Here is a 22,948-nt window from a genome sequence, read left to right as displayed (position 1 = left end):
ATAACGTATGAGAAAGATTACCTATATTACATCAACATTCGTTGCACTTATGGCATTACAAGTGCAAACTGTCAATGCTGACAATATTAATAAGGTACAAGTAAACCATCTCACCTGTCCAGCAGATGCAGTAACACTCGTCTCAAAGCGCCCTAAAGAGGCTGAAAGACTTTTCCGTTCAGAGGCTGTAGAGAAAGAGATTCAAAGCATCGTAAGGAAGTTGACAAATAAACGACTTGCTTGGATGTTTGAGAATTGCTTCCCAAATACACTCGATACCACTGTCCACTATGGTGAAGAAGCTGATGGAACACCTGACACATTCGTCTATACTGGCGACATCCCTGCCATGTGGCTACGCGACTCTGGTGCACAGGTATGGCCTTACGTACAGTTGGCTGGTAAAGACAAGAAATTGAGGAAGATGTTAGCTGGTGTAATCAATCGCCAGTTGAAGTGTATCAATATCGACCCATACGCCAATGCTTTCAATCATAAGCCAGACCCAAAAGGTCGTTGGATGACCGATGAGACGGATATGAAACCAGAGATACACGAACGTAAGTTTGAGATTGACTCTCTCTGCTATCCTATCCGTCTTGCCTTCGAATATTGGAAGGTAACAGGCGACACAAGTGTCTTTGGCCCTGAATGGATTAAAGCAGTAGAGAACATACTCAAGACTTTTCATGAACAACAGAAGAAAGATGGGAGAGGAACTTACAAATTCCTGCGTGTTACAGACCGTGCACTTGACACAATGAACAATGCGGGCTGGGGCGCACCTGTCAAACCTGTTGGATTGATAGCATCTGCCTTCCGCCCATCAGACGATACTACGACGCTACAATTCCTTGTCCCATCAAACTTCATGGCTGTGTCTTCTCTACGCAAGGCAGCTGAGATTTTGACTAAAGTAAACAAGGACACAGCACTTGCCGCACAGTGTACTGACCTTGCCAATGAGGTTAGCAATGCCTTACAAAAGTATGCTGTCTACAATCACCCTAAGTATGGTAAGATATATGCATACGAGGTAGATGGTTTTGGAGGCTACTTCTTAATGGACGATGCCAACGTACCGAGCCTGTTAGCAATGCCTTATCTTGGTGATGTAAGCGTTGATGATCCGATCTATCAGAACACCCGTCGATACGTATGGAGCGAGGATAACCCCTACTTCCATCGTGGTAAAGCGGGCGAGGGCATTGGTGGTCCGCACATTGGTAACGACATGATATGGCCAATGTCCATCATGATGAGGGCCTTTACCTCAAAGGATGATAAGGAGATTCGACAGTGTATTGAGATGTTGATGAATACTGACGCCGGAACAGGTTTCATACATGAAAGCTTCTATAAGGACGATGCCAATAAGTTTACTCGTGAGTGGTTTGCTTGGCAGAACACTTTGTTTGGAGAGCTAATCATAAAGTTAGTTAATGAAGGCAAGCTCGGATTACTTAACAGCATACAATAGTCAAGTGGAAAGACAAATGTGGAGATATTTTAGAAAATAGGGAATAAAAACTGAATATTTACCTTATTTAACATTATATATTTGGGTATATAACAAGATTTAGATATCTTTGTATCGTGTTTTTCATGGTATTAGATTATTAAGGTTAGAAGATTAGTTGTCGTGAGACAAGTAATCTTTCAGTCCCAGACTAACAAGTTTGGGACTTTTTTTATTTATTAATACACTTAGTGTTTATTATCTAAAAGAATCTAAATAACAGTTTTCTAAAAACTTGAAGAGAATAAGAACCTCAGCCTTTCACCTATTACTCTTCTTGACACCTCCATTAAAGCTTATCACTAAAAAGGTTTTTAGAAATCTAAACAACAAACTATCATGCAACAGCAGGAGCCATTTTTCCCATAAAATAGTTGTTCGTTTATAGCCTACTTGATGGCTTCTCCCTCTACTTCTCACCCGTAGTAAGTGAGAAATCTCACCTCCTCTTATTTTCTTAAACGTTTTCCCTCCACGCCTCAAAGGTACAAGTGCAATGGTAAAATATCATTACATATTATCACACTAAACACCTTCTACCCAAGAGTATATCATCGCTTAAAGAGGAGTTGATAACCTACACAAAATCAGTACATTACACATAGCATTCAAGAAGACGCCCTTCTTGCCTCAAGAAGAGCGTCTTCAACACCCAAGAAGGGCATGTTCTTGATTGTAGAAGGGCCTCTTCTATTAGCTTAAAAGGCATGTGTTAGGAGAGAGAATGGCGAAAATTATTGACAAGGAAATAGAGAAGGGACCTCTCCCACAGCCCCTCCCCGAAAGGGAGGGGAGCGCCTAACGGGACAAAGTTCGCTATAATTTTAACACCTTTCACTCAACAGTTAATAGCCAAAACAAGCCATTAACACCCAGTATTCAACACCCAACACCCAGCAAAACAAGCCATTAACACCAAACATTCAACACCTAACACCCAGCTAAACAAGCCATTAACACCTAACATTTAACACCTAACACCCAGCTAAACAAGCCATTAACACCTAACATTCAACACCCAACACCCAGCTAAACAAGCCATTAACACCTAACATTCAACACCCAACACCCAGCTAAACAAGCCATTAACACCTAACATTCAACACCCAACACCCAGCTAAACAAGCCATTAACACCTAACATTCAACACCCAACACCCAGCTAAACAAGCCATTAACACCTAACATTCAACACCCAACACCCAGCTAAACAAGCCATTAACACCTAACATTCAACACCTAACACCCATCATAACATACTGCGGGGATTACTCTTCAACATTGCTTATCAGCTCCTTAATATTGATTGATTTCAGTTCATTTAGATAAGCTACACGCACACTCCCCACCTTATTATATATATCATGGTTCCATATCCTTTGAGGAGAGAAGCCTAAAAGACCCAACCTCGACGACTCAGGAGCTGACTCCAAACGAGCTATCATCTCGCCAACAGTAATGTTAGTTGTGTCGTAAGTGGGCGTGTAAGTGACCTCATCAGAAGTGGGAGAAACGTTTTCAGAAACAAGGTCTACCTGCATTAACTTGTAAAGTATCTCCACCGTGATACGTACCGGAATATCCGTTGCATCCTTTATCTGCAAAGCTGTATGCGGTTTCTCACCTTTTGCAAAGCGCTGACAGATATGGCTTAATACCGTTGCACACATCACCATAAAGTCGTTATGACATATATCCTCCGTATCAATCTGACACTCATAGTACTCTAAATTCTGATTGATATAGCTAAGCTCGGCACAAAAAAGGCAGATATACCATGACACAAGTATCCATAACATAAACAACGGGAGTGCAGCAAACGAACCATAAATGGCATTGTAACTGGTAAGAAATATCTGTCCATGGATATAAACAGCTTGTAGACAGAGCATAGCTAAGCTCGCCATCATCGCAGGACCAATTGTTTTCGTTATCTTAACCTTCGCATTAGGCATGAAAACATAAAGTACAATGAACATAAGCGTAAGTATAATCCACGGCACAAGATAGCGAAGTGAGAAGCTCGCAATGGTCCCAAGGAAACGAAGATGGTTTAAGTTCTCTACAAAACTATAGAAATAGATACTCAAGCCAGATAATATGATGATACTTATGGGTACAAGAAACATCATGGCAGTATAGTCTATAATCACCCTACTAAGGGGACGAGTGCCCTTAACTTGCCATACACTATCGAAAGCACCTTCTACTGTTCGTATCAAAGAGAATACGCTATAAAGCATAATCACCAAACCTATTCCAATAAAAATGCCTGTTTTAGCATGGATAAGGTATGATTGCGTAAGCTTAAGTAGCCAAGTAGCGGCCTCTGGTTGGGCCGACAGCATCTCACGAAACTGTTTTTCAAGGAATTGTCCAAAGCCAAAACCATTCGCAATAGCGAAAATCATGGACGCTATAGGTACGATTGCCATAATCGTGGAGAACGATAGCTCTGTTGCAGAAGCTGCGTGGTTGCGTTCAAAAAAGAATTTCACAGCAAGATAGAACTTCTGTAACTCTCTGATGGCAATGTCCTTTCGCTTCGAGCTATGCTTCCTCTTCAAGAAGAGACCTACTGTTAAGAAGTATTTTATACGGTTGATATCGACCTTCATAATTGTTCTTTTTATAGTAAAGTATAGGAGTTATTGTGCAAACTTAATAAAAATAAGTTGAATACTCACCAAAAGATAGATCTAAGTAAACAAACACATACATCTATATATATAATGTGGACTAAGCTATATTCAAGTATTCAACAATATTCTCACATCTGCTTTACCTATAAAAACACCGTTTACAACCATTTTGTAATCTTTGTTGACGACAACTTAAAGAGGCTTCCCATTGGACAAACAAAGCGACAATAAGGGCGTGGAACAAAGATAGAAAGTAGCACAAAGACGATGGCCAAAAGAATAATCACCCAAGAAGCAGACTTGAAAATGAAAGCTATGAAAAGCTCATAGTTCATCCATTCAGACCATACACCCGTGAGCATCAAAAGCATTAGAAGCCAAAAGAGAATCTTACGGAAAAGTTCTAAGTATTGTACCGTTCGCTTACTCATCTTCCATTTAGTATGATTAGCCATTCCAGCTAAATCTTGTATGGATCCCAAAGGACAAATGTTCGTACAGTAATAATTCTTCTTACCAAATAGTGGATAGATGAATGCGGTAATCAACATGATGATGGGAATTAGTGAAACCCACATGTTGACACCGCCTGACATGAACCCAACAAGGACAGACCACGAAAGAAATGTACCACACCAAAGGCCTAAGACAACGAAATTCAGTAGGAGTTGGAACACACGATAACGCTTAGACTTAATAAACAAAGGAATAATAGCTGCCATGAGAAGCACGACAAGCCCTACAAGAGTTTTCGTTCGTAAATCTAACTTATCGAGTAAAGACGTTTCTTTCACGTTATTCGCAGCATACTGTAGACCCGCCTTCATATTCCCAATGATGCCCTTTGAGCTGAATGTAGCACCCGTCACACCATCTACCTTCATAGCTAATGCTTGCTCAGTGGTCTTACCGTTCCAACGAGTCAATAAGGCACTCGCCTCATGAAAGAAGTCGGGAGTTTCTGAATTGGGTAAGGCTTCCACCTTTACTATCCTACCTTTCTTTATGTAAATATCTAAAGGTACTGCACCGCCAAAGCCTTTCACATCCTTAGCTAAGTAAGTCGTATTAATAACTACCGTCCCATCATCCAACGTACGGAGCGTATCTACACGAGCTTTTGTGACCTTCTTTCCATTGCTAAACACACTATTTCCTAATAGTTTACTATCCCTTTGTACAGCAGCAACAGCAACAACTAATAAGCATGCAATAAGTAATAATATCTGTTGTAACTTCTTCATCTAACTAATCCCTTTACTATCTTGATGAGATACAAAAGTACTAATAAATATTGGAAACCATTAATTATACAACTCACAAAGTCAACCAATTCCTAACTTTAAGTTTATTAACATCATTTCTTGCGATTTTATTTTGTAACATCATCACTTTTCTTTATTTTTGCAACCGAACTTAATTTTTAAAGCCAACCTATTGTAAATATACATATAGGTTACAAAAAAAGAACAGAACTTAAAACCTAAACAATATGACAAACAAAAGAACTTGCCTTTATGACAAACACGTTGCATTAGGCGCACTAATTACTCCATTCGCTGGATTCGATATGCCCATTCAATACACAGGGATTATTGATGAGCATAATGCCGTTAGAGAACATTGTGGAGTGTTCGATGTCTCTCACATGGGAGAGGTGGTTGTAAGTGGTCCCGACGCTGATAAGTTCATTAATCACATCTTTACAAACGATGTGAACGGACTTGCTGCAGGGAAAGTACTCTATGGTATGATATGCTATCCAGATGGTGGTGTAGTAGATGATACCTGTATTTGTAAACTTGCCGACCAGCTTTTCTTGATGACCATCAATGCTTCAAACATCGACAAAGACGTAGCATGGATTGAACAAAACGCTGAAGGCTTCAATGTTACCATTGAGAACAAGAGTGAAGCATACGGTCAATTAGCCGTTCAAGGTCCTGAGGCTGAGAAGATGTTAGAGGAGGTGCTCGGTCTTGACTGTAAAGATCTGAAGTTCTATGAGGTTAAGTGCTTAAAGCAAGATGGCGTTGACGTTATCGTATCTCGTACAGGCTACACAGGTGAAGATGGTTTTGAAATCTATGGAACACCTGAGTATATCGTTAAGGTATGGGACAAGCTGATGGAAGCTGGCGTTAAACCATGCGGTCTGGGCTGCCGAGATACATTGCGTTTCGAGGTGGGTATGCCTCTTTATGGAAATGAACTTTCTGACAAGATAACCCCTGTCATGGCTGGACTATCTATGTTTGTAAAATTTGACAAGGATGAGTTCATCGGCAAGGAAGCTCTCTTGAAACAGAAGAAAGAGGGAGTCCGTCAGCGTCTTCGTGGTATTGAATTAGACGAAAATGCTATTCCTCGCCACGGATACAAGGTTCTTAAGGATGGTGTAGAAGTCGGTGAAGTGACTACAGGCTATCGTCTTATCTCTACAGATAAGAGTTGTGCTGTTGCATTAGTCGATGAGTCCATTCAAATGGGTGATAGAGTTGACATCCAAATACGCAAGAAGACATTCCCAGGAACGGTCGTTAAGAAGAAATTCTACGACAATCACTATAAGAAATAAGGTCTGATAAGAAACAATAATGGGAGGATTATATTGAAATTGAATAGTCTTTATAAAAAAGAATGACTATACATAATATCAATATAATCCGTCCCGCATATATAAGATAACTAATAAACAATCATAAACATACATATTATGGCAAAAGTAATTGAAGGACTCTATTATTCTGAGTCACACGAATTTGTTAAAGTAGTAGGTAACATTGGCTATATTGGAATTACCGATTATGCACAGCACGCATTAGGTAATGTTGTCTATGTGGATATGCCTGATGTTGATGACGACATTGAAATAGACGATGATTTCGGTGCTATTGAAAGCGTGAAGGCCGCTTCCGACCTCAAAGCCCCTGTTTCTGGTAAGGTCATTGAAGTAAATGAGAACTTGGAGGATGAGCCAGGTTTGCTGAATAAAGACGCTTACGAAAACTGGATCATAAAGGTTGAACTCTCAGACACAGCCGAACTTAAGAACCTTATGGATGCAAAGGCATACGAGGAGTTCTGCGCTGAGTAAAGTCCTATAACACCCTACGTGGGCGTTTATAGGTACAGAATAGCTGAAGAGAAGAACAGCCTATCCTCACTTATAAACGCTCACCTCCTTAATATAACAGCCTACACTAACCTAATCAGTCCTAAACAAATGATCCATAAATTCTTACCTCATACAAGTGAGGATATCCAACAGATGCTTGAACGTGTCGGCATAAAGAACCTTAATGAGCTTTATGCAGAGGTACCAGAGAGTATCCGTTTTAAGGGAGACTATGACCTCCCTGACACGATGAGCGAGTTAGAAATACGCAAGTTCTTCGAGAAACTCGGTCAAAAGAACAATAAACTGACTTGCTTTGCAGGTGGTGGAGTGTACGACCATTACGCTCCAAGCGTTATCAATCACCTTCTAAGTCGCTCTGAGTTCTTAACTTCATATACACCTTATCAAGCTGAAATATCACAAGGCACACTCCATTATATATTTGAGTTCCAAAGTATGATGGCAGAACTTACAGGTATGGACATTGCCAATGCATCCATGTATGAAGGCACTACTGCCACTGCTGAGGCTATGATGGTGGCTTTTGACAATGCGAAAAAAGCTGATACAGTGCTCTATTCTGAAACGTTGTGCAAAGATATCATTGGTGTATTAAAAACATACGCACACTTCCATGGCATCAAACTGGAAGCCATCAAGGCCGTTGATGGTGTAACATCACATGCCGACTTAGAGGCAAGGATGCAAGAAGGAGGTGTAGCTGGTGTCATCGTACAGCAGCCTAATCGATATGGAATCATTGAAGATTTCACGGGCTTTGCAGACACCTGTCATGATAAGAAAGCACTATTCATCATTAATAGTGTTACTGCCGACCTCGCCTTACTAAAGACTCCAAAGGAGTGGAATGCGGACATTGCTGTCGGTGATATTCAAAGTCTTGGATTGCCAATGGGCTTTGGTGGACCTTACGCAGGTTATATGTGTTCAACAGAAAAGCTTATGCGTAAACTCCCAGGACGTATCGTTGGTAAGACAGTGGATAGTCGTGGTCAACGCGTATTTGCCCTTACTTTGCAAGCACGTGAGCAGCATATCCGTCGACAGAAGGCTACTTCCAACATCTGTTCTAACCAGAGCTTGATGGCTCTTTATGCTACTATCTACATGAGCATAATGGGAAAAGAAGGCTTGAAAGAGGCAGCGCAGATAAGTTACGATGCTGCTCATTATCTTTGCGAGCAACTCCTTAATTCTAAAAGAGTTAAACTTGTTTACGACAAGCCTTTCTTTAACGAGTTCCTTGTGCACGTTGAAGACCGCGACAAGTTCTTCAATAAGGCTATACAGCAGGGTATTCTCCCAGGAATAAAGGTTGATGATGACAAACTCCTTATTGCCGTTACAGAGAAACGAACTAAAGAGGAGATTGACACACTCGTCGGATTATTATAGTAACACCATGTCTTTCTAAATCTAAACAACAATGAACAATAAACTATATGGCAATCTGATTTTTGAGTTATCACACTCAGGAAGACGTGCTTACAGCCTCCCAGAAAATCAATTTGGACATCATACTCTACCCGATTTCTGCAAGAGAGAGAAGGATGCTGAGCTACCAGAATGTGACGAAATGACCGTTGTGCGTCATTATACCAACCATAGCGAAAACAACTTTGGTGTAGACAATGGATTCTATCCATTGGGCTCTTGCACAATGAAATATAATCCTGTCATTAACGAAGAGGTCGCATCTATGGCATCATTCACTGACTTGCACCCTCATCAACCTATTGAAACAGTGCAAGGAGCATTGGAAGTGGAGTATAATATCCAGCGTGCACTTGCTTCTATCACAGGTATGGCTGACGTCACACTCAACCCATACGCTGGTGCACATGGCGAACTTACGGGTTTGATGCTCATTGCTTCTTATCATCAGCAGCGTGGTGACAAGAAACGTACAAAAGTTATTGTACCTGACTCTGCACACGGAACTAACCCCGCATCAGCCGCTGTTTGTGGATTAGAAATAGTAGAGGTAAAGAGTACATCGGATGGTCTTGTTGACGTAAACGACTTAAGACCACTCTTAGGTGACGACATTGCAGGAATGATGATGACCAATCCTAACACGTTAGGACTATTCGAGAAAGATATTCCTGAGATTGCTAAGCTCATTCATGAGTGTGGTGGTTTACTCTACTATGATGGTGCTAACCTCAACCCACTGTTAGGAGCAGCACGCCCAGGAGACATGGGCTTTGATGTTATCCACCTCAATCTCCATAAGACATTCTCTACCCCTCATGGTGGTGGTGGACCAGGCGCAGGCCCTGTTGGTGTTTGTGAGAAACTGATACCATTCCTTCCAAAGCCACATGTAAGCAAGACAAAGGACGGATTTGTCATTGAAGACTCAGAGAATACAGAAGAGTTCTCAACAGCAAACATCCGTATCAGTGGTTATCTCGGTAATTTCCTTGTTATCCTCCGTGCCTATACATATATCCTCACACTTGGTAAGAAGCATATAAAAGAGGTGGGACCGTTTGCAACACTGAGTGCTAACTATATCAAGGAATGTCTAAAGGATGATTACGAACTTCCTATTGACACACTTTGTAAGCATGAGTTTGTATTCGATGGCTTAAAGGACAAGAGTACAGGGGTTACGACAATGGATGTAGCTAAACGCTTGCTCGACTATGGTTATCATGCCCCAACAATCTATTTCCCACTTCTGTTCCATGAGGCTATGATGATTGAGCCTACCGAAACAGAGAGCAAAGACACGATTGATGGATTTATCGAAGTGATGCATATCATTGCTAAAGAGGCTCGTGAAAACCCAGAGTTGGTTAAAGGAGCACCTTACAACACTCCTATCGGACGTGTGGATGATGTGCTTGCTGCCAAGCATCCTATCCTTACTTATCGTCAGCTTATCAACGACACAGAAGAGAGTGTATAGAAATAGGAGTACTGTTTGGTAAATAAATCTCGCAGATGTTAGTCGATATCGGCATTAGCCACCTTATTATATTATACTAATAGTGGCCCGCTCAACTATCTTCAAGCGATGTGCTCACATTCTGCATGTGTGTTGCGTATAGCAAACACGACAGGAATGTAGACTTAACACCATGTAAGATAAGTACATAGCGGAAGTAAGATGTTAGTAGAAAAATGGAACTACTACCGAAGACTAACATGCGAAAAGATATCCTTATTAAAGTGTTATCAGCCAACAGTAAACATAAAACTATACATTAAACACTCTAACTCTATAATAGAGACTGAATATGAAAAAGACAAATCTATTAATAATCGGTTCGGGACCTGGCGGTTACCGGACCGCTTCCTATGCTGCACAAAACGGTCTGGAAGTAACGATTATCGAGAAAGGACAACCTGGTGGAACATGCCTTAACTCAGGTTGTATACCAACAAAGTGTCTTGCACATGACGCTGAAATACATCTCATTGGGTCTTCGCTTTACAACACACCTCCCCCACTAGATTTCACAAAAGTCATGGAGAGAAAAGAGGGAGTTATGGGTCAGCTCCGAGATGGCGTAGAGGCCTTACTGAGTCAACCTGGTATAACATTCATAAAAGGGGAAGCTCGCTTTGTATCTGACCATGTTGTCGAAGTGAATAGCGAACAGATAGAGGCCGAGTATATCATCATTGCTACTGGTTCACGCTCAAAGATGCCACCTTTCATGACTGAGGAAGACTTCTTGAAACAAGATGAAACAGCACAGAACATTGTTACCTCCACCGAACTACTCTCTATTCCAAAGCTTCCTAAGCGTCTTACCATCATAGGAGCAGGCGTGATAGGAATGGAGTTTGCGTCAGCCTTCTCTGCTTTTGGTAGTGAGGTTACTGTCATAGAGTTCATGAAGGAATGTCTCCCCCCTATTGATAGCGACATTGCAAAGCGCTTGAGAAAGATATTAGAGAAGAGAGGTGTAACCTTCTATATGCAAAGTGCAGTTAAGAAGATTGTACCTCCTTCAGAAAATGAGCAAGCCCATACAACCGTAATATTTGATAAGAAGGGGAAAGAGACAAGCGTAGAAACCGACCTTGTATTGATTGCTACGGGTAGACAAGCTAATATCGACAATATTGGTCTTGAGTCAACTGGGATAGAAACAAATGGTAGAGCTGTTGTTGTAAACGACAATATGGAGACCAATATAAAAGGAATCTATGCCATTGGTGACGTTAATGCACGTCAAATGTTAGCTCATGCGGCAACATTCCAAGGGTTCCGAGCAGTCAATCATATACTTAAGAAGAAAGATGATATCCGCCTTGACATAATGCCATCCGCTATCTTCACCTATCCAGAAGCAGCTTGTGTCGGTAAGACTGAAGACCAATGCAAAGGCGAAGAGATTGCATACACAACTCGGAAGGGTTTCTATCGAGCTAATGGAAAAGCCCTAAGTATGGAAGAGACTGAAGGTATGATAAAGATTCTCTTTGCTGAAGACGGTACTATTCTCGGGGCTCATTGCTTTGGTGCACACTCTGCTGATCTTATTCAGGAGGTTGCGGCATTGATGAATTGTAACGCTAAGTTGGAACAGATACGTGACATCATTCACATTCATCCTACATTAGGTGAGATTCTTCAAGATGCACTTATTTAAGGTTCATCGGGACTTTCAAGCAATAGTTCAGATATTTCCGACAATCTTATAACTAATGAGCTAACCCCTATAAGAGGAGCTGTATGGTTAGTATTAACCTTTTATCAGCATCTTATAGGGGTAACTTAGTAGCCACTTTCCCCATCCTTACTCCTCTTCGATTAATGCTCATTGACTCAGAGAGGGGTTGAGGGTACTTGTCTGTGGCTCTACACGTGTGCAAAATGTAATATTTCACTGTGTGAGACGAAAGTATCCTACTACTTTCGTCAACCTCTTCACATGATAATTTTGGTAACTACTCCACACTTTGTAGGAATCATTATAGCAGTAAAATACCTTTACACAGTATCATTCTAAACCATCTCAAAATACGGATAAAACATCCTCTATAAGGAAAAATATAATCTACAGATATTCAATGCTTTACATACAGCGTTAAAGAAGACGCCCTTCTTGCCTCAAGAAGGGCGTCTTCTATATGCAAGAAGGGCATATTCTTGAACAGAGAAAGGCCTCTTCTATCATCGTCTCCAGCCCCTTTCCGAAATAAGAAGAGAGTGATTACCGAAAAATCTCTACAAATTCAGTCTCCCTGGTTAGCGTTAATTGCCCATTTACCAAAAGTTTTATAGGGCTAACCTCGCATACTACTCCAATCTTCATCACACCCTTCCAATCAGCGGCCGTCAGTTCGGATAGAGGAGTAAGGCAGCTTTTAAAGGACAAACCTCACTAATCAAATTACCCTTGCGAGGAAAGAGAAAGAGAAAGAACAAGTTGAGTGAATAGTGAAACCATCAGTGGAAAAGTAAAGGAATTACTATCCTTTTTTACATTTATAAGCTATTACATCACATATAACGGAACAACCTCTTCTAATATCAGAAACGAAAACCACACAAGAACAGGCGCAAACATAAGACAAAACTCGTACACCACTTTCAATATCAGAAGCGTAAACCGTACAAGAAACAACTAAATATAAAGAAATAATAATCAAACAGTTAGTATCAAACAAACAATAAACAAGAAAGACTAAAAGCATCATTATGGTGTTCAATCCGTTCTATTATCTAACAATTCTCCGCTCATGACAGAGATCATCATCGGTATAAACGACTGTGATTTGCTATCAATAAAGTAATTACTTTTAAGTATAAAATGTTTGGAAGATAAAAATCTTTATACTAACTTTGCAGGCAGAAAGGATACAGACTTAGTCGTATCGATTCGATCGGGATAGTCATCAAATAAATTAGAAAACCCGAGATGACTTCTTTTGTTAATGGCGGGCCACATAAAACGCATCTTAGCGACTAAGCCGCAAGGCCAGTGGATTACAAAGACGAGGAGCTCTCTTATCATTGATACTCGGACTTTTCATCACATCGTCGATACGACTTTTCTATTTCCCATTTCTGATAAGAAGAGGGATTGAGGTGGGGTTCCAAAGTGGTACCTCACCTTTTTCAATTTTCAAAGTAAAGATATATGTACAACTTAATTTCCTATAAGGAGCCTGTGAATCAATAAAAACCTTCAAATAATACGTATATACGGGTTTACAAACATCTTACAGGAAATAAAAAAAACTTTAGCTATGTTCTCAGGAATAGTAGAAGAAATGGCAATTCTTACAGGAATTGAACATGAACAAGAGAATATCCACTTCACTTTCAAATGTTCGTTTACGAAAGAATTGAAGATTGATCAAAGTATTGCTCACAATGGCGTGTGCCTCACGGTAGTCCGTTTTCAAGACGACACTTATACGGTTACCGCAATGAAAGAGACTCTTGAACGTTCGAACTTAGGATTGCTTAAGGTGGGAGATCGTGTAAACATAGAGCGTTCTATGATTATGAATGGCAGATTAGACGGGCACATCGTACAAGGTCATGTAGACCAGACAGCCGAATGTATCAACATGGAAGATGCAGACGGAAGCACCTATTTCACCTTTAAATATCCTTACAAACGAGAGATGGCACAACGTGGCTATTTTACAGTAGACAAAGGCTCGGTTACAGTGAATGGTGTTTCACTCACCGTTTGTGAACCAACAGAAGATAGCTTTAAGGTTGCAATCATCCCTTACACACGTGAAAACACAAATTTTGCAGACATTTCTATTGGGTCAATCGTAAACATTGAGTTCGATATACTCGGCAAATATATTGCAAGATTAAACCGTTTATCACAATAGGTATTGTAAACATTTTTATTAGAATACGATTAGACTACCCTAAAAGATGAAAAACTAATATAGAAGAGGAGCTATTAAGTGTCTTTTAGGGTAGTTAGATTACAAAAAATAAGTTAATTAGTGGGCTTTTGTATATACATTATCATAGGTTAATGTAAATATTTCTCATATAATCTATCAATACATTTTATTTTACAAAAAGTTTTATTACCTTTGTTTGCAGATATAGATTATATAGACAAACAAAGGTAGTAAATGAGGAAACAAATAAACATATTCAAAAGCTTTTGGGGCCAAATAATTATTTGGGTTCCACTTTTCCTCATCCCCATCTTGTATGCACCGAGTGGACATACATCTTGGCAGAACGACCTTTCATTATATATAATCCCACTATCCATGATGGTTGTCGCATATATCAACTACTTTGTACTTGCCCCCATCTTACTGAAAGGACGTAAAAAGGAATTTTGGATAATTAATACTCTACTCATTGTATCCTTGTCTGTCATGCAACATGGATTGTTGTACTATACCTCAAGCGAGCAAGACTTACTGAGTTATCCATATCAGATATATGTAGAAAACAAGGAATTATACCCACACTTGTTCTTCATCATCCGTAACATCTTCAATTTAAGCATCTGTGCTGGTGTTGCCACCTCAATACAGATGGCACAAAGATGGTCGAAAGCTGAAAAGGAGAAGCGTGAGGCAGAGACCGCAATGACAAAAGCCGAGTTGGTAAACCTACGTCAACAAGTCAATCCTCATTTCTTGCTTAACACAATGAATAATATCTATGCGCTAACAGCCTTTGACACCGAAAAGGCACAAAAGGCGATTATAGACCTATCAAAGATGTTAAGGCATATTCTCTACGACAATCAACAACCATACGTATGCTTAAAAGAAGAGGTAGAGTTCTTACACAACTACGTTGATTTAATGATGATACGTATACCAGAGAATGTGGAGATTAAACGTCAGTGTAACATTCCTTCTAACTGTAACATACATGTTGCTCCGATGATATTTATCTCACTCTTGGAGAATGCCTTTAAACATGGAATTAGTCCAGAGCACAAGAACTTTATCCATATAAGGTTAGATGCAAATAATGAAAAGATTGTTTTCTCTATAGAAAACAGTAATTACCCTAAGGAAGAAGCCGAAAGAAACGGCCACGGAATAGGTCTAAAACAAGTAGAACGACGCCTTGAACTTGCCTATCCGGGTAAATACAAATGGGAAAAAGGATATGATAGTAACAGAAAAATATATTCAACAAAAATAATCATTTATGACACTAAACTGTATAATCATTGACGACGAACCTTTAGCAGCGGATTTGCTTGCGAGCTATGCAAAGAAAACACTATTCCTAAACCTTATTGGCGTTTTCAATAGTGCTGTAGAAGGCGTAAAAGCCATCCGTGAGAATAGGGTTGACCTCATATTCTTAGATATTCAGATGCCTGAACTTAGTGGACTTGAATTTGCTAAGATTCTACCTAAGGAAACTAAGATTATTTTCACAACTGCATTTAGTCAGTATGCGATTGATGGTTACAAAGCAAATGCTATAGACTATCTGATGAAGCCTATCAGCTATGATGATTTCTTAGATGCGTCTAACAGAGCATTGGATTGGTTCCAGACTACACATCAGGCAGAGAACGCCTCGACAGACCGCTTTATATTTGTAAAGAGCGAATATAAGCTGGTTAAGATTATGTTTGATGACATTCTCTATATAGAAGGAGTAAAAGATTATGTTAAGATTTATCTTAATAATGACCATAAGCCTATCATGACACTGATGAACATGAAGAAGATAGAGGAGTCACTCCCTAAGCCAGAGTTTATGCGCATTCATCGTTCTTATATCGTGCACATGAAGAAGATTGATGGAATCGACCGTTTCCGTATTGTTATCGGTGATGCTATTCTACCAATCTCTGATAGCTATAAGACAATCCTTCAAGATTATCTTGACGGACACACATTATAAGTTTAATCTAAAAACTTTTATACATATAAAAGACATCAGCTTCAATCTACTGCTTCAGCACAGATAGGAGTTGGTGTCTTTTAGTTTATTGATCCCATAATCAACTGTATGCAAGAGGCTATTAATGTTTACTCAAAGTAAGTCCATTGCGTAAAAGTAACCTCTTATTACACACCAATTTCTTGAAGAAGATTTTAAGATCGCACATTCCCCCACCCTTTTACACAATGTCATTTCCCCCGAATATCATCTACGAAAAGGTCAATTCTTTTGTGACAAATGATTAAGCTGAAATTAGAATATATTCTGCAAAAAAGAGTTCTACGACAGACAAACAAGATATAGTTTGTTAGCAGGAAACTTGTCCACTAAAGAAAACACACGAGAGGTAATATACAAAAGAAAAAAGATTAGGGATTATATCTTTTATCCCTTATGAAAAACAATTATTCTACACCTGAATAAGTGTTTTATCACTAACCGACAAAATTCTTAAAAATAATTTTGCTGTCATATCTGTCATCATTCATAGGCTCATAACTATCTCGTTTACAGAGTAAATAAGCGAAATGTTAAATATGACAGCAAAATGAATTTAAACTTTTCTTGTTATATAGAGTATCGTTTCTATCTTGTTTCAGAAAGATTTATCACTCTTTACTCTGCATGTCCTGACATTGATAAAACATGGAAAATAAACATATACCAAGAAATATCATCAGCTCCTAAGGCATGTAGGACAAGACGCCATTGGTAGTCAAAAGGAAACCTTCTTATTATTTACTCGTAGATAAGCTACTACGTTTCGTACGCTTAAACGAGCGATAATCGTCAAGTTCTATTTCAACATCTGGTTCTACCAGTTCTCCTTCTCTCGGTAGCTGGAATTTCATATACTTAATATTCAATCCACGCTCAATCCATTGATTCTCATAATAAGTATGAATACCAAGAATCTCACGTGTCTTCTCGTCCATCTGAGAATCAGTCACACCCTTTTCACCTAATTCATTGTTATACAAATCTTCCGTACGATATAAGACAGGTAGTTTGTTCACATTGACCATGTATGTGGTGTATGTAAAAAGGAAATTAGAATCTGTCTTCAGATGGACCAACCCGCCATCAACCAAGAACCGACGATAACGATTCATGAAGAAAGTAGAAGTAAGACGCTTATTTACATTCTTCATCTGTGGATCTGAGAAAGTAAGCCATATCTCCTGCACTTCATCTTCACTGAAAAAGCGGTCGATAATTTCGATACTTGTACGTAGAAAGGCTACATTATCCAATCCTTCATTCAAAGCCTGCTTTGCTCCCGTATAAATACGAGCACCTTTAATATCAACACCGATGAAATTAATATTTGGATAGACACGTGCTAATCCAACAGTATATTCACCTTTACCACATCCTAATTCGAGGACAATCGGGTTGTCATTATGGAAATACTGCTCTCGCCAATGTCCCCGCATCTCAAACGGAACTTCACTGACAACGCTATAAGGGTATTGGAAAACGTTCTTAAACGTTTCCATTTCTGCAAATTTCTGTAACTTACCTTTACTCATAGTGCAAAGGTACAACAAAAATAAGGAACAGGCTGTAAGGAGTAGGATTTAATTTATTTAGACTGACTGTATAACCATTATTTTATCTCATTACAAGATATTTTTGTATCTTTGTACACCAAAATAGATTCATCATGGCTATAAAAGCAGCATTCTTCGATATAGACGGAACATTAGTATCCTTCCAATCGCATCAGATTCCAGCCTCCACAATACAGGCTATCAAACAAGCAAAGGAACAAGGTGTGAAGATATTCATTTCTACAGGTCGCCCTGTAGCGATTATAAATAATATCGACTCTATTCGTCATCTCATCGACGGATATATCACTTTCAATGGGGCAAGGACTTTCGTTGGCGACAAGGACATTACGCTTATGCCCATCCCAGAAAACGAGGTGAGAGCTATGCTTGACGATGCAAGTCGACGTGACTATTCTGTTTTGGTATGTGGTAGAACTAATGTGGCGCTTTACAATCATAAACGCATCTTTGATGAGGTATTCGTCCAAGACTTGAATGTGAATAATATAGACATTCAGAAACCTGTAGAACCGCTTCTCTATCAACCAGTCTTACAACTTACCCCTTTCTTCAGTGAGGAAGAAGAGAAAGGTATTTTACCTTTCATGCCACATTGCACATCAGCACGTTGGCATCCAAGTTTTACTGACATAACCTTACAAGGAGCTGACAAGGGGAATGCTTTAAGGCAAATGGCAAAGCATCTTGGACTGAGTTTGGAAGAATGTATTGCCTTCGGTGATGGTGGGAACGACATCAGTATCCTACAAACAGCAGGTATCGGAGTAGCAATGGGAAATGCGAATGACAGCGTAAAGGCTGTGGCTGATTATATAACAACAAGTGTTGACAATGATGGAATACGCAATGCCTTTACTCATTTTGGTGTCATCAATAATTCATAAACAAAGCTTATAACATTCAGACGTCAGTATTGATGTAAACAAATTCTAAACATAGGAAATAAAGAAAGTAATGTCAAATAACATAGAACGTTCTTCACAAGAGAAGCGTACAGCCTTTGTGGTAATCTTTGCCTTCTGTGTAATGATTGCTGAAGTAATCGTGGGACTATCTTCCCATTCTATGGCACTCTTCGCAGATGGTGTACACATGGGGTCACACGTATTGGTTATCGGACTTAACTGGGCCGCTTACATACTCGTACGAAGATTGAAGAACAAGGGAACAACTCATTATGACACAGAGAAAATACTGAACCTATCGGCTTTTACAAGTGGTATTCTATTGATTCTTATGGCTATCTTTATAATCGTAGAAGCAGTAGAACGATTCACTGCTGAGAGGGAGATTCTCAACTATGAACTTGCACTTATCACAGCTGGCATAGGCTTAGTGGCAAATACGATTAGTGCTTCTGTACTTCATGGTCACGACGGTACAACGGATTACAACAGTCATGCAGCTTATCTCCATGTCCTCTCAGATGCGTTAACAGAGATTGGAGCTATCATAGGAATACTCTGCGCTATGTTTTGGCATATAACATGGATAGACTCGGCAGTAGCAGTAATAAGTGCGTTGGTCGTTCTTCGCTGGGCTAAAAGACTACTGTGGGATACGGGGAGGTCGCTCACAAAGGCATAACTCTTCCTTTTTCTGTAGGAAAGAAAGGTTTTCCCGAAATATGGGGTTATTTGTTAAAGCTCCTATATTATAAAGCATACAGAAATACGGAAAGGGATGCCCTTATCACTCAAAACATCTGAAGAGTCTTCTTTTTCTCACAGAGTTACACAGAAGAACAGATTTTACAAAGGTACACAGAGACATTAAGTCAACCGATAACACAGAGCATTTCAGCTAACGTTAAAGGAAGCGGCCCCTCCCCCAACCCCTCCCCCGCAGGGAAGGGGTTGGGGGAGGGGCCGCTCTCTCTCATGTTCTCCTTTTTCTCTCACAGAACTACACAGAAGAACAGACTTCACAAAGGCACACAGAGACATTAAGTCAACCGATAACACAGAACGATATAACCAAAATTAGCAGAAAGGCTCTGTGATATCTGTCGCCGCTTGCTGGCGTTTGTGGGTTCTCCCTGTGAGCAGAAAGGCTTCTGTTCATCTGTGAAAATCTGTGAGAAATAAAACTCCCAACGAGCCCCTTGTATTCTTTCTCTCACAGAGTTGCACAGAAGAACAGAATAACAGGGGGCACAGAGACATTAAGTCAACCGATAACACAGAGCATTTCAGCTATTGCTGGGTGTTGGGTGTTAATTGTTAGGTGTTGATGATTAGCAGAAAGGCTCTGTGTTATCTATCGTCGCTTGCCGGCGTTTGTGGGCTCTCCCTGTTCGCAGAAAGACTTCTGTTCATCTGTGAAAATCGGTGAGAGATAAAATTCCCAACGAGCTACCACCAAAAAAACTTGCCCCATGACACCAACCATGGTGACAGGGGCAAGAAACGAAAATTAAATTACCGATGTATCGTCATTGATATCACATCAATGCCTTCCCGCTGGAAACATAATTAAAACTAAATTAATCAATTCAGTATTATTAAAACCGAACTTTTTTCTTTCTTGAATATTGGCCTTATTAGGCTCATTAGCCTTATTAGCCTTATTGGCCCTATTGGCCCTATTAGGCCTTATTAGCCCTATTAGGCCCATTAGGCCAATATCCTTTACTATCCTTGGCCTGCTACTGGGCCACTTCCTCCTCCGTTCTTTTTCTTATCCTCCTTTTTCTTATCCTTGTCTGCTTCCTCTTTCTTCCTCACCGACTCGTAGGAGTTTGCGGCAAGTTCTCGCTTCAATTCTCCGCCTGGCGTGAAGACAACACGAGGCTTAATGGTTGCAGTCTTAAAATCCTCTTCCTTCTCGGCTCCTTTGCTCGACAGTGTGACACGCATCGAGCCAAACTCGCCCAACTGAATGCTGAAACCATCACGGAGATAATGGGGCAGACAATCAATAAAGTTATACAACACGTTCGACACATCACCACGAGTCAAGGACGAACGCCCCGCAATGTCACGTGCAATGTCGTCGAGCGACTTATGCCCAAGGTTAACTGGGTTAGCATAAAACTTTACTTCCTCCCGCTTCTGCGGATTTTTCTTTGGTACTAAACGAATTTTCATGATTCTTTCGACTTTAATTTATTAATACTATTGTTGTTTATCATAGCGTAGGACAGCACACCTCTGCAGCTTTCTTCATGCATCTTCATGCTGCCCCATTCTATTTTCTTGGTTTGTTTCCTGCCTTTCATCGTCTCTTCTTTCCTCCTTTCTGCATCCTTCTCCTGCTAAATACGTATTCCCTTGCTGCACAATGCGTATCTACATGCCGTTAGATACGGTGAGCGCTGCTGCTGAATGCGGTGAGCGCTGCTGTTAGATACGCATCTAACAGCTGCGCAATGCGTATCTACGAGTAGCTAAATACGCATCCGCCAACACGCAGATACGGTGAGCGCAGCGACGGAATACGCATTTAGCAGAAGCCTTGTCCGTTAGGCACTCCCTCCCTTCGAGGAAAGTTGGGCAGAGGTCCTTTTTCGTCGAACGCCTTACAGCGGTGCTTAAGGTATCGCCTTTTAGAGGGCGATACCTGCAAAAAGCAATCGCAAGGACTACTCGAATAACGCCTCCGCCCATAACCCGGTGGTGCGGTCGGTTGCGCCCACGAAGAGGATACCACTTCCGAAGTACAGGATGTACGCATTGTTTCTGTAGCGCGTAGGAGCACTCGACAACCAATATCGGCCAACGTTGCCAACATTGTGCAGCTGACCAGAGACGTAGGCACCCAAGGCGGGCAGATAGAAGTAATTACCAGCATCGGCTGCGGAAGGAAGAGTATAAGAGATAGACCCGATGTTTCCTGATACTATATCTGTTCGCCAATCGTTTCCGTCTACTGCGGTGTTAGGATTGTATCCGCTTATATTTGCTTTCTTCTTAAACCACATGCCACCTTTATATAAGCGACCCATTGTTGTCCATAATTCGTCTGCGTCCCAACGTGGTTCGCCCTTTGCGACGTACCATGTCATCTCGTTAACGTTGGGAAGGTCTTTACATGATGTGTGGGTAGCTTTATTATCTGCACCGTAAGTAAATGATTCGTTGTAGTAACGTGAGTCTGCGTTACTCTTAGCGTAATCATTTGAGGTTGTTGCGCCTGTAAGACCTTGGCTGAGTGTTGGCTGGCTACCACCAAGGCTCCATTCGTGCCCCTTCCAGTACTGTTCCTGTGCGTCCCACATATAATAATGGTCGCCATCGTAAACACGTACGTCAAGGTTAGCAGTGATATTGTAATACTTATTTTGGTCGTAGGTAGCTGATGGTAATGTCTTCGTTATAGTTCCCTCTATACCAGTTGCAACGTCCTTCAGCCAATAACGGATCTTGAGTATGTGCGTACCTGGCTTTATTACGACGTATGCACCGTTGGTAGCTGCGCTTAAAGGAAAGCCATTAGCGTAAGTTCCGCTACCACCTGTTGAAACGATAATCTGTTTGCCTGTCCCTGTGCCCGTTAGTTCGCCTGTTGTTGGGTTGAGTGTGTAAGTACTGGTAATGTCGTTGTCAGAATTAACCTCTACCTTAGTCAAGTAGCAGCCCTGTAAAATTGTGTTGCTGGTACGTGGCAAGAAGAGAAGGTAAGCTGCCTTATGGTCGAGTGTAAAAGCAAAACCATTCTTTGCATTTGACCATGCAGCATCTGCCATACCACAATCGCCTGCTGTACCAAAATGAGCTGTAGTGTTTGGCTCTGCTTGACTCTGGTTAGCAACGATTGAGACTTGATCTTGATTACCATTCTTACCAGGATAATAAACCTTATAGGTGTTGTCTTTAGTAAACTTGCCAGGCACTTTAAACTTAAAGTAGGCTGTCTTTTCTGTTGGAGCATTGCTGCTTTGCTGCCATGCACCATTATCATCTTTAACCCAAATCTTATCGCCAGATTCCCAATAGAACGTACCATTGCTTTCCATAGATGTACGGGTTGCTGGGTCGCCTGTTGAGAAAGTTGTTAGGCTTACATCGTAATCTTTGCCATTTGAGTTCTGCGCTATTTCTTCATTGGCACAAGAAGCAAAAGCCAAGGTGATACCAAATACGAGTGCCAAAGAATTTAAACGTGATGCGAATGAATGCTGTTTCATTGTTTTCTTCATTTTTCGTTGTTCTTTTAGTTTATTACTTTCTGTTAGTCTTTCCATGCTGGA

At 40.5% G+C, this 22,948-nt stretch carries 16 protein-coding genes; 11 read left to right on the top strand and 5 right to left on the bottom strand.

Annotated features, from left to right (window positions below):
- Positions 1-7: 7 nt before the first annotated feature.
- Positions 8-1,480 (top strand): glycoside hydrolase family 125 protein, encoded by a 1,473-nt coding sequence (locus CHB62_RS06290; RefSeq protein WP_089366149.1) that lies wholly within the window; start codon positions 8-10, stop codon positions 1,478-1,480.
- Positions 1,481-2,786: 1,306 nt separating this feature from the next.
- Here CHB62_RS06290 and CHB62_RS06285 read toward each other — a convergent pair.
- Positions 2,787-4,136, bottom strand: coding sequence for a YihY/virulence factor BrkB family protein (locus CHB62_RS06285; protein WP_089366148.1), 1,350 nt, complete (start codon positions 4,134-4,136; stop codon positions 2,787-2,789).
- Between the two features lie 182 nt (positions 4,137-4,318).
- Positions 4,319-5,404, bottom strand: a complete 1,086-nt coding sequence (locus CHB62_RS06280) for a 4Fe-4S binding protein (RefSeq protein WP_089366147.1) — start codon at positions 5,402-5,404, stop codon at positions 4,319-4,321.
- Positions 5,405-5,652: 248 nt separating this feature from the next.
- On the opposite strand from CHB62_RS06280, the gene gcvT reads away from it, so the two are divergent.
- From gcvT to CHB62_RS06240, 8 genes are all read left to right on the top strand, one after another.
- A complete protein-coding gene (gene gcvT / locus CHB62_RS06275) occupies positions 5,653-6,738 on the top strand; it encodes a glycine cleavage system aminomethyltransferase GcvT (protein WP_089366146.1) in 1,086 nt (361 codons plus the stop codon).
- 138 nt (positions 6,739-6,876) lie between these two features.
- Positions 6,877-7,257, top strand: coding sequence for a glycine cleavage system protein GcvH (gcvH, locus tag CHB62_RS06270; RefSeq protein WP_089366145.1), 381 nt, complete (start codon positions 6,877-6,879; stop codon positions 7,255-7,257).
- 129 nt (positions 7,258-7,386) lie between these two features.
- Positions 7,387-8,697, top strand: a complete 1,311-nt coding sequence (gene gcvPA / locus CHB62_RS06265) for an aminomethyl-transferring glycine dehydrogenase subunit GcvPA (protein ID WP_089366144.1) — start codon at positions 7,387-7,389, stop codon at positions 8,695-8,697.
- A gap of 31 nt (positions 8,698-8,728) precedes the next feature.
- Entirely contained in the window at positions 8,729-10,219 is a 1,491-nt protein-coding gene (gcvPB, locus tag CHB62_RS06260) for an aminomethyl-transferring glycine dehydrogenase subunit GcvPB (protein WP_089366143.1), read from the top strand.
- A 331-nt stretch (positions 10,220-10,550) separates the two neighbouring features.
- Positions 10,551-11,915 carry a dihydrolipoyl dehydrogenase gene (lpdA, locus tag CHB62_RS06255; protein ID WP_089366142.1) on the top strand — a complete coding sequence of 455 codons (1,365 nt, stop codon included), beginning with the start codon at positions 10,551-10,553 and terminating at the stop codon, positions 11,913-11,915.
- Positions 11,916-13,518: 1,603 nt separating this feature from the next.
- Positions 13,519-14,124, top strand: coding sequence for a riboflavin synthase (locus CHB62_RS06250; RefSeq protein WP_009010620.1), 606 nt, complete (start codon positions 13,519-13,521; stop codon positions 14,122-14,124).
- A gap of 255 nt (positions 14,125-14,379) precedes the next feature.
- Complete coding sequence (locus CHB62_RS06245) at positions 14,380-15,453, top strand: sensor histidine kinase (RefSeq protein ID WP_089366141.1); 1,074 nt, start codon at positions 14,380-14,382, stop codon at positions 15,451-15,453.
- Positions 15,428-16,138, top strand: coding sequence for a LytR/AlgR family response regulator transcription factor (locus tag CHB62_RS06240; protein ID WP_089366140.1), 711 nt, complete (start codon positions 15,428-15,430; stop codon positions 16,136-16,138). Before CHB62_RS06245 ends, CHB62_RS06240 begins: the two co-directional genes overlap by 26 nt.
- 776 nt (positions 16,139-16,914) lie before the next feature.
- On the opposite strand, the gene trmB is transcribed toward CHB62_RS06240, so the two are convergent.
- A complete protein-coding gene (trmB, locus tag CHB62_RS06235) occupies positions 16,915-17,712 on the bottom strand; it encodes a tRNA (guanosine(46)-N7)-methyltransferase TrmB (protein ID WP_089366139.1) in 798 nt (265 codons plus the stop codon).
- Positions 17,713-17,846: 134 nt separating this feature from the next.
- Here trmB and CHB62_RS06230 point away from each other — a divergent pair, with 134 nt between their 5' ends.
- Together CHB62_RS06230 and CHB62_RS06225 are read left to right on the top strand one after the other, a co-directional pair.
- Positions 17,847-18,641: a Cof-type HAD-IIB family hydrolase gene (locus tag CHB62_RS06230; protein WP_089366138.1), complete on the top strand. Its 795-nt coding sequence runs from the start codon at positions 17,847-17,849 to the stop codon at positions 18,639-18,641.
- Positions 18,642-18,711: 70 nt separating this feature from the next.
- On the top strand, positions 18,712-19,344 hold the full coding sequence (locus tag CHB62_RS06225) for a cation diffusion facilitator family transporter (RefSeq protein ID WP_089366137.1): 633 nt from the start codon (positions 18,712-18,714) through the stop codon (positions 19,342-19,344).
- A 1,046-nt stretch (positions 19,345-20,390) separates the two neighbouring features.
- Here the strand turns inward: CHB62_RS06225 and CHB62_RS06220 are convergent.
- Both CHB62_RS06220 and CHB62_RS06215 read right to left on the bottom strand, forming a co-directional pair.
- Positions 20,391-20,846: an HU family DNA-binding protein gene (locus CHB62_RS06220; protein WP_089366136.1), complete on the bottom strand. Its 456-nt coding sequence runs from the start codon at positions 20,844-20,846 to the stop codon at positions 20,391-20,393.
- Between the two features lie 494 nt (positions 20,847-21,340).
- Positions 21,341-22,897: a hypothetical protein gene (locus CHB62_RS06215; RefSeq protein WP_089366135.1), complete on the bottom strand. Its 1,557-nt coding sequence runs from the start codon at positions 22,895-22,897 to the stop codon at positions 21,341-21,343.
- Positions 22,898-22,948: the final 51 nt, after the last annotated feature.

Origin of the sequence: Prevotella jejuni, from assembly GCF_900187995.1 — a bacterium.
GTDB classification, from domain to species: Bacteria; Bacteroidota; Bacteroidia; order Bacteroidales; family Bacteroidaceae; genus Prevotella; species Prevotella jejuni.
This window is presented reverse-complemented; position numbering and strand designations above follow the sequence as displayed.

Excerpts from the sequence above, each read along its gene's own strand:
- CHB62_RS06290 (WP_089366149.1), top strand. The coding sequence starts at position 8 with ATGAGAAAGATTACCTATATTACATCAACATTCGTTGCACTTATGGCA.
- CHB62_RS06285 (WP_089366148.1), bottom strand. The coding sequence starts at position 4,136 with ATGAAGGTCGATATCAACCGTATAAAATACTTCTTAACAGTAGGTCTC.
- CHB62_RS06280 (WP_089366147.1), bottom strand. The coding sequence starts at position 5,404 with ATGAAGAAGTTACAACAGATATTATTACTTATTGCATGCTTATTAGTT.
- gcvT (WP_089366146.1), top strand. The coding sequence starts at position 5,653 with ATGACAAACAAAAGAACTTGCCTTTATGACAAACACGTTGCATTAGGC.
- gcvH (WP_089366145.1), top strand. The coding sequence starts at position 6,877 with ATGGCAAAAGTAATTGAAGGACTCTATTATTCTGAGTCACACGAATTT.
- gcvPA (WP_089366144.1), top strand. The coding sequence starts at position 7,387 with ATGATCCATAAATTCTTACCTCATACAAGTGAGGATATCCAACAGATG.
- gcvPB (WP_089366143.1), top strand. The coding sequence starts at position 8,729 with ATGAACAATAAACTATATGGCAATCTGATTTTTGAGTTATCACACTCA.
- lpdA (WP_089366142.1), top strand. The coding sequence starts at position 10,551 with ATGAAAAAGACAAATCTATTAATAATCGGTTCGGGACCTGGCGGTTAC.
- CHB62_RS06250 (WP_009010620.1), top strand. The coding sequence starts at position 13,519 with ATGTTCTCAGGAATAGTAGAAGAAATGGCAATTCTTACAGGAATTGAA.
- CHB62_RS06245 (WP_089366141.1), top strand. The coding sequence starts at position 14,380 with ATGAGGAAACAAATAAACATATTCAAAAGCTTTTGGGGCCAAATAATT.
- CHB62_RS06240 (WP_089366140.1), top strand. The coding sequence starts at position 15,428 with ATGACACTAAACTGTATAATCATTGACGACGAACCTTTAGCAGCGGAT.
- trmB (WP_089366139.1), bottom strand. The coding sequence starts at position 17,712 with ATGAGTAAAGGTAAGTTACAGAAATTTGCAGAAATGGAAACGTTTAAG.
- CHB62_RS06230 (WP_089366138.1), top strand. The coding sequence starts at position 17,847 with ATGGCTATAAAAGCAGCATTCTTCGATATAGACGGAACATTAGTATCC.
- CHB62_RS06225 (WP_089366137.1), top strand. The coding sequence starts at position 18,712 with ATGTCAAATAACATAGAACGTTCTTCACAAGAGAAGCGTACAGCCTTT.
- CHB62_RS06220 (WP_089366136.1), bottom strand. The coding sequence starts at position 20,846 with ATGAAAATTCGTTTAGTACCAAAGAAAAATCCGCAGAAGCGGGAGGAA.
- CHB62_RS06215 (WP_089366135.1), bottom strand. The coding sequence starts at position 22,897 with ATGAAGAAAACAATGAAACAGCATTCATTCGCATCACGTTTAAATTCT.